The organism is Microcystis sp. M083S1 (assembly GCF_020246405.1).
Lineage (GTDB): Bacteria > Cyanobacteriota > Cyanobacteriia > Cyanobacteriales > Microcystaceae > Microcystis > Microcystis aeruginosa_C.
The window spans coordinates 36,220-45,106 of record NZ_JADBTB010000100.1; the positions used below are offsets into that span (position 1 = coordinate 36,220).

General features: G+C 44.2%; 11 protein-coding genes. 7 read left to right on the forward strand and 4 right to left on the reverse strand.

Features of this window, described 5'->3' with window-relative positions:
- Positions 1 to 154 precede the first annotated feature (154 nt).
- Positions 155 to 1,510, forward strand: a complete 1,356-nt coding sequence (locus tag IM450_RS10050) for a hypothetical protein (RefSeq protein ID WP_287665827.1) — start codon at positions 155 to 157, stop codon at positions 1,508 to 1,510.
- Between the two features lie 211 nt (positions 1,511 to 1,721).
- On the opposite strand, the gene IM450_RS10055 is transcribed toward IM450_RS10050, so the two are convergent.
- The 4 genes from IM450_RS10055 to IM450_RS10070 all read right to left on the reverse strand — a co-directional run bounded on the left by IM450_RS10055 (position 1,722) and on the right by IM450_RS10070 (position 3,261).
- On the reverse strand, positions 1,722 to 1,943 hold the full coding sequence (locus IM450_RS10055) for a type II toxin-antitoxin system HicA family toxin (protein WP_002764761.1): 222 nt from the start codon (positions 1,941 to 1,943) through the stop codon (positions 1,722 to 1,724).
- Entirely contained in the window at positions 1,940 to 2,164 is a 225-nt protein-coding gene (locus tag IM450_RS10060; RefSeq protein ID WP_002779120.1) for a type II toxin-antitoxin system HicB family antitoxin, read from the reverse strand. The genes IM450_RS10055 and IM450_RS10060 overlap by 4 nt, the downstream gene beginning before the upstream one ends.
- A gap of 507 nt (positions 2,165 to 2,671) precedes the next feature.
- Entirely contained in the window at positions 2,672 to 3,034 is a 363-nt protein-coding gene (locus IM450_RS10065; RefSeq protein ID WP_002803120.1) for a DUF5615 family PIN-like protein, read from the reverse strand.
- Positions 3,035 to 3,036: 2 nt separating this feature from the next.
- A complete protein-coding gene (locus tag IM450_RS10070) occupies positions 3,037 to 3,261 on the reverse strand; it encodes a DUF433 domain-containing protein (RefSeq protein WP_002753441.1) in 225 nt (74 codons plus the stop codon).
- Between the two features lie 242 nt (positions 3,262 to 3,503).
- On the opposite strand from IM450_RS10070, the gene IM450_RS10075 reads away from it, so the two are divergent.
- The 6 genes from IM450_RS10075 (at position 3,504) to IM450_RS10100 (ending at position 8,659) form a co-directional block, all read left to right on the forward strand.
- Positions 3,504 to 3,995 carry a type II toxin-antitoxin system VapC family toxin gene (locus tag IM450_RS10075; RefSeq protein ID WP_287665831.1) on the forward strand — a complete coding sequence of 164 codons (492 nt, stop codon included), beginning with the start codon at positions 3,504 to 3,506 and terminating at the stop codon, positions 3,993 to 3,995.
- A complete protein-coding gene (locus IM450_RS10080; protein WP_002732654.1) occupies positions 3,982 to 4,191 on the forward strand; it encodes a hypothetical protein in 210 nt (69 codons plus the stop codon). The genes IM450_RS10075 and IM450_RS10080 overlap by 14 nt, the downstream gene beginning before the upstream one ends.
- 608 nt (positions 4,192 to 4,799) lie before the next feature.
- The gene (locus IM450_RS10085) at positions 4,800 to 5,882 is read left to right on the forward strand and encodes a sulfate ABC transporter substrate-binding protein (protein ID WP_287665833.1); all 1,083 of its coding nucleotides are present in this window, start codon (positions 4,800 to 4,802) and stop codon (positions 5,880 to 5,882) included.
- Between the two features lie 350 nt (positions 5,883 to 6,232).
- On the forward strand, positions 6,233 to 6,613 hold the full coding sequence (locus IM450_RS10090; protein WP_287665835.1) for a hypothetical protein: 381 nt from the start codon (positions 6,233 to 6,235) through the stop codon (positions 6,611 to 6,613).
- Positions 6,610 to 7,260, forward strand: coding sequence for a phosphatase PAP2 family protein (locus IM450_RS10095; RefSeq protein ID WP_287665838.1), 651 nt, complete (start codon positions 6,610 to 6,612; stop codon positions 7,258 to 7,260). The genes IM450_RS10090 and IM450_RS10095 overlap by 4 nt, the downstream gene beginning before the upstream one ends.
- Positions 7,261 to 7,660: 400 nt before the next feature.
- Positions 7,661 to 8,659 carry a sulfurtransferase gene (locus IM450_RS10100; RefSeq protein WP_287665840.1) on the forward strand — a complete coding sequence of 333 codons (999 nt, stop codon included), beginning with the start codon at positions 7,661 to 7,663 and terminating at the stop codon, positions 8,657 to 8,659.
- Positions 8,660 to 8,887: the final 228 nt, after the last annotated feature.

The following is an 8,887-nucleotide window of genomic DNA, read 5'->3' on the forward strand; positions in this document are numbered from 1 at the left end:
TGAGTTTGTGTGATGAGTCATAGCCGTTTGATAATGAGCGGCTATTTTGAGTTCTCGTGCAATTTTATCGTCGTAGGTCAACTATCTGAAGCCTAAGTTTAGTGTCCAAGTCCATTAGGTGAATCGAATTTCAACTTGTACTAAGGAGTAAAAAATGCCTGAGCTGATCATTCATGCGATCGATTGCAAAGTGGTTTCGAGCGGTACTGATGCCGGTGCTATTCAAGCAGTCGTTGATACCGTGAAAAAGGTTGCTGATGTTGGTGCTGGCTCGGCATCTTTTTTTGGACCGACAGGTGCTGCCGTAGGTGCCGCCCTACAAGCCGCAAAGGCATTAATTAGCGTCGTTCCAGGATTAATTTCAGCGATCGACATCGCCCGCAACGATCCTGACCAACTCTATCTCAATCTTTCAAACCAAGAGCGTGTCGCTAAAGTTTGGCCGCCCAGCAAGTATTACAACATCAATGGTGGGCAAATTGTTCGACCGAATTTGCGGGTGCCTTTTTCTGATGCTGTTGATGTGAACTTCTGGGAATATGACACTGGCAGTGGCGATGATTTCTTAGGACGACTGACAGTAGACAAATCTCATGCGGGAGGTGTGCGTTATCAGATCGTAGCGATGCCTTCTGAAGGTAATGTGTACGTGGTTGCTTATTCTATTGAGGGAGTTCCTATTCCGTCGCCGGGAGGTTCTACGTCGGGGGGAGGATGGGAAACGTTGGGCGGTCATCTCACGTCTGGACCTGATGTTTGTTCATGGGCACCGGGACGACTGGATGTCTTTGTCCGAGGTGGTGATGATGCGCTCTACCACAGGTATTTTGAGAATAGTTGGTCAGACTGGGAATCTTTAGGCGGCGTTTTGACCTCCGATCCGAGTGCAGTCTCCTGGGGCAATGGTCGAATTGACGTTTTTGCCCGGGGCGGAGACAATGCGCTCTACCACAGGTATTTTGAGAATAGTTGGTCAGACTGGGAATCTTTAGGCGGTTATCTCATGTCCGGACCTGATGTTTGTTCATGGGCACCGGGACGACTGGATGTTTTTGTCCGGGGTGAGGATGCTGCGCTATATCACAAGTATTTTGAGAATGGTTGGTCAGACTGGGAATCCCTCGGTGGCGTTTTGACCTCCGATCCAAGTGCAGTCTCTTGGGGCAATGGTCGAATTGACGTTTTTGCTCGGGGTGGAGACAATGCGCTGTATCACAAGTATTTTGAGAATGGTTGGTCAGACTGGGAATCTCTCGGCGGCGTTTTGACTTCCAGCCCTGATGCTTCCTCATGGGCAGCCGGACGGCTGGATATTTTTGTTCGGGGTGGAGACAATGCGCTGTATCACAAGTATTTTGAGAATGGTTGGTCAGACTGGGAATCCCTCGGTGGGATCTTGACTTCTGATCCGGCTGCCGTTTCTTGGAATGCTGGCAGGATTGATGTTTTTGCTCGTGGCGGTGACTACGCCCTCTACCATAAGTGGTTTGATGGTAGTTGGAAGCCATAGTTAGCTAGTTGCGCCAGCAACACAACAATGCGGTGGAGCGGACAACCTAGAGATCTTGGTGCTGAGTGCGATCGCTGATCTTGTGGGGTGCGTTAACGAAGTGTAACGTACCGATGATATTTTGCAGGTTTATGCCGACAATTTTATGGGTTGCTCTAGAACCGGAAAATTCTGAATTATCTGTGGGAGTGTAATCCCATAGTAAAATGCTTTATAAAAGCTCAACAAATTCGTCAACGCTCAAGCCGACTTGCCGAATAATTGCGCGTAAAGTACCTCGATCTAGTTCTTGATGATCTGGTACCGAGACTGTTGTTTTGGGAGCTTCACGTACTAAAATCATGTGACTTCCACGCTGACGCTCTACGGCAAAGCCTATTTGCTCAAGTGCTTTTACACATTCTGCGCCTGAGATAACACGTAATTTACTCATACCAGAATGACCTCAACCGTATCATTGGGAACAGGTTCACCCCGATCCTGTAAAACTTCGATATACAGAGCGATTGCCTCTTCAATATTGGCTAGAGCCTCCTCACGAGTTTTTCCCTGGCTAATACATCCTGGCAAACTAGGAACTTCGACAACAAAGTAACTATCCTCACCAGGATAGAGAAGTACTTTACGGCTGGATTCAGCTTGTGGTTTAACCATAATCATTGCTCGATAACTATTTGGTTGTTTCATTCAAATATTAACATTTTATGTTCTAGAACCAGTGTGATGCCGAAGGCACTGCGTAGCAGCACGCCGCTCTTGTAGGGTGCGTTAACGAAGTGTAACGGTGCGATTCGTTTCTAGGGGAATAAATAGCCTAGAGTGCTGATAAAACAGCATAACTGACAAAAAGGATGTAGGTGAAAGACCTACCCTGTAAGGGACACAGTGACTCCCGACCTGCCCCCAGTGACTGGACTCGGAAATCTAGAGGCTGAAGCGGGGAACAAGGACGCAATCAGAGCCAAAACAGATAGGCGCAAGGAGCGTTAACGGGGAGTATGATCGCCGCTCTTGTAGGGTGTGTTAATGAAATGTAACGCACCTTATCTAATGTTCAAAATTCCTGCGTTAGGCTGACGCTAAAACCCCCTACATCATATCGATCGTCAAGATTAAGTGATTGCCAAAGCGATCGGGGTATAACACAACGTTGCACCTGACTTAATAAAGCAACGGCTTTCTAAACCTATGACCATCCGGTTCTACGACTATAAATGCTCCTGCTAGTTCCACTTCGGAGTAATTTTTGATGATTCGCGCTAATTCCCCATGAACTGCATTAACTGTCGTGGGTAATACCCGAAGGTAAATAACTCCAGTTCCAACTGCTCTGACAAAAACAAGATTCCCGTAATCCCTATCTCGTGTGACGAGGATACGATTTTCTTGCTGAGATGTCCTAAGTATTTCTTCATCACTAGCTTGTGATAGACCAAGCTGAGCAACAAGAACCACATCATGTCCGGCATCAATCAGAAATCTCGCAGTGATTGCGTAAACGTCTTGATCGAGAAGAAATTTCATTATTAAGCCGACACGAGTTTAATGTCTTCAGCCGCTACTAAAGCGATAGCATATTGCAGACAAGCACGAATGTCTTCAATTTGTAAATCAGGGTAATAATCCTGAATAATTATACTGAAAGAGAGTCCCTCATTTAGCAACTCAAGAACACTCTGCACAGTGATGCGCGTCCCTTCTATGCAGGGCTTCCCAAAATGAATTTGAGGGTTAACAGAAATTTTATACATTGTTGTCACCTAGTCGTAAGATGCCTTTATTTTAGATCACATTGCACAAAAAAAGCCGTATAACTTGGCCGTTATGCCGACCAGCGAGTCAAGTGCGATCGTTCCGATCGTAGGGTGCGTTAGTGTGATCGCTGATCTTGTAGGGTGCGTTAATGAAATGTAACGCACTAATTCCCTCGCAAACCCTCAAAATAAAGCTCAAATGCGATAGAGTGAGGGACAAATAAAATTCAGAAAGTGCTGTGAGGGAAACCGTCTATATTGAAACCAGCGTTATTGGTTATCTGACAGCCAGATCGACCAAAAACTTGGTTATTGCTGGGAATATCGAAACGACAAGGGACTGGTGGCAAAATCGCCGTAATGATTTTCTTCTCTATATTTCACAGGTTGTTTTAGATGAAGTCGCTAAGGGAGATACAGAGATTGCTTTGAAAAGGTTAGAAATTGTCAATGAAATGCCTTTGGTTGAACTCAATCAAGCTGTACGCAACTTGGCAGCCCAGTTTCTTATACGAAGCAACCTTCCTGCCAAAGCTTCTGATGATGCGGTTCACATTGCTGCGGCGACTGTCCACGGGCTAGATTACTTGTTAACATGGAACTGTAAACATATTGCCAACGCTCAAATTCAGAGGAAGTTGGCAGAGCTCAGTCTTGATTTGGGATACGAGTTACCCATAATTTGTACTCCTTACGAACTTTTAGGAGATTATAACGATGTGGCAAGATGACATTTTAGATGAAATTCATAAATTTCGAGAAGAACACGCTAAATCCTTTAACTACGATTTGGATGCAATGTTTGTAGATTGGCAAAAAAGACAAGCAGAAAGTGGCAGGCAGGTAGTCAGCTTACCACCAAAGCAAGGTCTAACAAGTCGTTGGAGCCGACCAAAACAGGATGAACCACAAGAATCTCAAATCTAATCGTGGCGGCTCAACTTAGCCGTTAGGCCTAACCGATACGCTCATTAAAGTTGTCTATTATCAGTGCGATGCCGAAGGCACTGCATAGCAGATCGCCGATCTTGTAGGGTGCGTTAATGAAATGTAACGCACCTTATCTAATGTTCAAAATTCCTGCGTTAGGCTGACTGGAATGTTTCAGCCGTAGGGTGCGTTCTCTAATGCAGGATTTTTGGGAACGCACCCTGCACATTGATGGAAGTCGTTAGACCGCTTCAATTTTAGGGTAATAGTTGCTAAAGTCCGCTAACTTCACCGGTGAAGCCACCTAGGGAAAGGTTTGTGATCGCTAAAAATTTCTTTCTTCTCCATAAAAACGATAAAATCTCTATTCTGGAAGCAGAAAGAGGCTTCAGGCAGATTTAAAGGCGCATTTAAGCGGTATAAATCGAATATTTACACTTTTTTCAGCTAATCAAGCCATTAATGGCTTGATTTATTTGCATCTAACCCAAACAGTATAATTTTTTCTTTGATGTATTGTAATTGTTTTTTATTTCGTATAGAATACAATTCTAGAAAAAATACCTAGCAATCTCCCATAAATAAACAAAGGAGCCGATGACATCGTGATCCCTGATCCTAGATCCCCAAAACCGAAAACCCTCTTACCTTTTATTTCTCTAGCTACGGCTGCCGTCGTCACAACGGGAATCGGACTAACTTTTAGTCCCCTATCAGCATCGAGTAATCTGCTGGCAGCTGCGGATAAAGAGCAAGCTAAACAACAAACCGTGGAAATCACCCTGGTTTCCTACGCGGTGACTCAATCGGCCTACTCAAAAATCATTCCTCTATTCGTCGACAAATGGAAAAGAGAGAAAAAACAGGATGTGGTGATTAAACAGAGTTATGGCGGCTCTGGTTCCCAAACCCGCGCTGTTATCGACGGATTAGATGCAGATGTGGTAAATTTGGCTATCGGTTCCGACGTGGAACGCTTGCAAAAAGCGGGTTTAGTTAACCCCGGTTGGCAGAAAGAACTCCCCAATAACGCCATCGCCACTCGTTCCGTGGTAGCTTTAGTTACTCGTCAGGGTAATCCGAAAGCAGTCCGCAACTGGCCAGATCTAGCCAAATCGGGGATTAAAGTCATCACTGCCAACCCGAAAACCTCTGGGGTGGCCCGGTGGAATTTTCTGGCCCTGTGGGGATCGGTAACTCGGAATGGAGGCAACGAACAACAAGCGACCAATTTCGTCCGCAATGTCTATAAAAACGTGCCTGTATTACCCAAAGATGCCCGGGAAGCCAGCGATGTCTTCTTTAAACAGGATCAGGGGGATGTGCTGCTTAACTACGAAAACGAGGTGATTCTGGCCCGTCAAAAAGGAGAAACCGGTTTTTCCTATACTATTCCTCCGGTCAATGTTTCGATCGATCCACCGGTGGCCGTAGTGGATAAAATAGTTGATAAACGCAAAACCCGGGAAGTAGCGACAGCTTTTGCCCAATTTCTCTTTACTCCGGAAGCGCAGCGGGAATTCGCCAAGGTGGGTTTCCGTCCGGTTAATGCTACTGTGGCTAAAGAGTTTAGTAAACAATATCCAAAAGTGTCGAATCTGTTCCCCTATACGGCGATCGGTAGCTGGGATGCGATCCAGAAAAAATTCTTCGCTGATGGGGCGATTTTTGACCAAATCCAGCGTTAATTAGTAGTGAGCCATCAGCTGTCAGCTAGATAGCAGAGATAGTTGATTGCTGATGGCAAAAAAAACAGGCTCTATTGGATTTGGTGGGTAAAATGTATTCTAAGATACATTCCTCCTAGAGAGGGGGTGGAACGAACCACAAAGACACAAAGGACACAAAGATCGATCAATCCTATGTAAGTAGTCTTGCAAAATAAATTTCCTAGTGAAGATAGGCAAGAGGCAAGAGGCAAAAGGCAAAAGCTTTATCGAAATGTGTAACTAATTTTGCTTAGGTACTTAAGTTAAACTTATCACACACAACCTAGAAGAGCCAAAAACAAAACTAATAGTTAGTAACTAAAAAAAAGATGTATCTACTGGACAAAATCAAAAACGGAAGCTTGGTCTTGATTGGTTACTTATTATCGCCCCTGTGTTGGTGGAACGATCTAATTTTTAATCTGCCGATCGCCTACGGTTTCGGTCGTTTAATTGCTTGCTTGCACGCCGATTTTTTTCTACCAGCGGCCATGGTTGGTTATTGGTTATCTAATCTGGTGGGAATTCTGCTAATGCAGTTCGGAACGAAAGAATTAATCGGTGGAGAGAAAGAAGAACGCAATTGGCCAAAAGAATTAAGAAATGGATTACTTTCCTCGACAGTTTACACTTTAGTTATTCTGGGCCTAATTCATTTTCAGGTATTAGAAATGCCCCTGTTATCCTCGATCGTCACTTTTTCCCCGTGATGCCCAAAACTTACTTAAACAATAGCTTATTTTTCTTAGCCATCTTGTTAACATCCCTAACTTTTACGGATTTAGCGATCGCTATTGACCGGCAGCCCCAAGGATTTGCGTGGGAAAAATCCCTGCTGCTATCTATTCATCAAACTACTAATTTAAACCTAAATTTTTTGGCCATAAAACTAACGGGATTAGGTACTTATTGGGGAGTGGCTCCGATACTAACAATTTTACTGCTGATTTTTGCTATAAAAAAATACTGGTATGGGTTCGCTTATCTGCTTGTGACTATGGCCGGAGGTTGGGCAATTAGTTATAATCTCAAGATTTTTTTTCATCGAAATCGCCCGCAATTTTGGCAGTTATTTTATCCGTTACCCGATGATTTTGCCTTCCCTAGCGGTCATGCTTTATTTAGTTCCCTGTTAGTCATTTCTTTACTGATTTTATCTTGGAGAACGCGCTGGTTTTTCGGGGTAGTTTTACTGGGAATTCCCTTGGTTTTGATTATTGCTTGGACTCGTCTTTATTTAGGAGTTCACTTTCCTAGTGATATCCTTGCCGCTTGGCTTTTAGCGATCGCTTGGTCCCTCCTAGTTCATATCTGGTGGCAACAGTTATTAAAGACACCCAAGGCGATCAGGAAATAAGGAGAAATTAATAATTAGGGTTGGCTGAATATCAGTGAAAGCTTTGCTAGAAAATGGTTTAGGGACTTTTGTTTTCAAGAAAAGTGCCAAAGACAAACGTTGATAAATCGATCCGAGGGACTCAAAATCCTTGCACTTTCCGAAGGCGATTGCAAAGGGTTCCGCTTCTCAGTGTGCGAGGTTATTCTGTTATTCTGACTTCCCCTCCTGACTCCTGACTACTGGCTCCTGACTACTGGCTCCTGACTCCTAACCCCACCAACAAACTTTTTTAGCAAACCCTAATTAGTTGACCGACTTGCTGCCAAAAAAAAATATCACGCTATACCTAAATTTTTGGAGAAAGCTAATCAAAGCCCTATAGTAATTATCGTTTGATATTCGTCGCTGACACTGAATCATGAAACCAAAACTGCGTCAAGGGAAGGGTCTATCCCTGGGACGGTTTCACAGCCGTCCCCTTGCTTTTTTCACTTTAGTTCTTCTGTGCATTTTAACCTTTACCTTAGCCCCGTCATCGCCCCTGATGGCCACGTCTAAATCTGAGACTAAGATAGACTTTGTATCGCCGGCGTGGGTAGCACAAAATCTCAACGATCCGAAGTTAAAAATTCTCGATGTGCGGATTAATCCTTTGGAATATATCACCGGTCATTTACCAAAAGCGGTGAATATAGCCGACAATAATTTTCGCGGTCCAAACGGATTTTTACCGGTTCAATATTGGCAAGAGGATAAAATTGGCAGTCTCTTTGCCGCCGCAGGAATCACTAATGGCGATCGAGTGGTAGTATATTCCGATGGTCGCGATGTCTTGGGGGCAACCATGGTGGCCTATTTACTAGAGCGATCGGGTTTCCGAGATGTGGCCGTCTTAGATGGTGGGTTTAAGGGTTATAAGGGTTCCGAACAAAAGGTAACTAAAGAATTCCCTAAATATCAACCCGGGAGCTTTACTGTCCGTGATAATCCCTCGATTCGGGTGACTTTAGCAGAAGTAGAGAAATTGATCGGCAAACCCGATGTGGTTTTTATCGATCCTAGACCGGAAGAACTTTTTCAGGGGAAACAGGATATCTGGCTGAGAAATGGTCATATTCCGGGGGCGAAAAATATACCCTGGCCGACCTTTACGGAAGCGAATAATCCCGATGAATCCCTGAAAAATCCCCATAAATTGAAATCTTTAGACGAAATCAGGAAGATTCTTGCCCAACGCAACATCAAGCCCTCGGATAATATTATCGTCAGTTGCAGTACTGGACGGGAAGCGACTTTACAGTATATCGTCCTCAAACATCTGCTCGGTTATCCCAAGGTGCGAATTTATGAGGGTTCTTGGACAGAGTACAGTACCACAGATCTGCCCGTCGCTACCGGGCCAGAAAAAGCGGTCTAAAGTCAAGTTTGTCGGTTTATACTCGTTGTGTTTAACCATCTTGCCCAAGATGGTTTTTTTGTTAGGGTAGGTTCCCGAGGACGACTAAGTTAGGGTTTGCTGAATAAATCTAAAAATCTTGTTGGATAAGGTTTTTAGACTTTTTTTCTCTCAAAAATTGCCGACCATTGGAGTGATTGGGGGGAAAATTCAGGTACTTTTTCCCTGAAAATTAGGTAGTTGACCACC

What these genes read in the sequence shown, in the direction of transcription:
- IM450_RS10090 (WP_287665835.1), top strand. Translation starts at nt 6,233, where the DNA reads ATGTATCTACTGGACAAAATCAAAAACGGAAGCTTGGTCTTGATTGGT.
- IM450_RS10070 (WP_002753441.1), bottom strand. Translation starts at nt 3,261, where the DNA reads ATGTATAAAATTTCTGTTAACCCTCAAATTCATTTTGGGAAGCCCTGC.
- IM450_RS10055 (WP_002764761.1), bottom strand. Translation starts at nt 1,943, where the DNA reads ATGAGTAAATTACGTGTTATCTCAGGCGCAGAATGTGTAAAAGCACTT.
- IM450_RS10050 (WP_287665827.1), top strand. Translation starts at nt 155, where the DNA reads ATGCCTGAGCTGATCATTCATGCGATCGATTGCAAAGTGGTTTCGAGC.
- IM450_RS10060 (WP_002779120.1), bottom strand. Translation starts at nt 2,164, where the DNA reads ATGGTTAAACCACAAGCTGAATCCAGCCGTAAAGTACTTCTCTATCCT.
- IM450_RS10100 (WP_287665840.1), top strand. Translation starts at nt 7,661, where the DNA reads ATGAAACCAAAACTGCGTCAAGGGAAGGGTCTATCCCTGGGACGGTTT.
- IM450_RS10080 (WP_002732654.1), top strand. Translation starts at nt 3,982, where the DNA reads ATGTGGCAAGATGACATTTTAGATGAAATTCATAAATTTCGAGAAGAA.
- IM450_RS10065 (WP_002803120.1), bottom strand. Translation starts at nt 3,034, where the DNA reads ATGAAATTTCTTCTCGATCAAGACGTTTACGCAATCACTGCGAGATTT.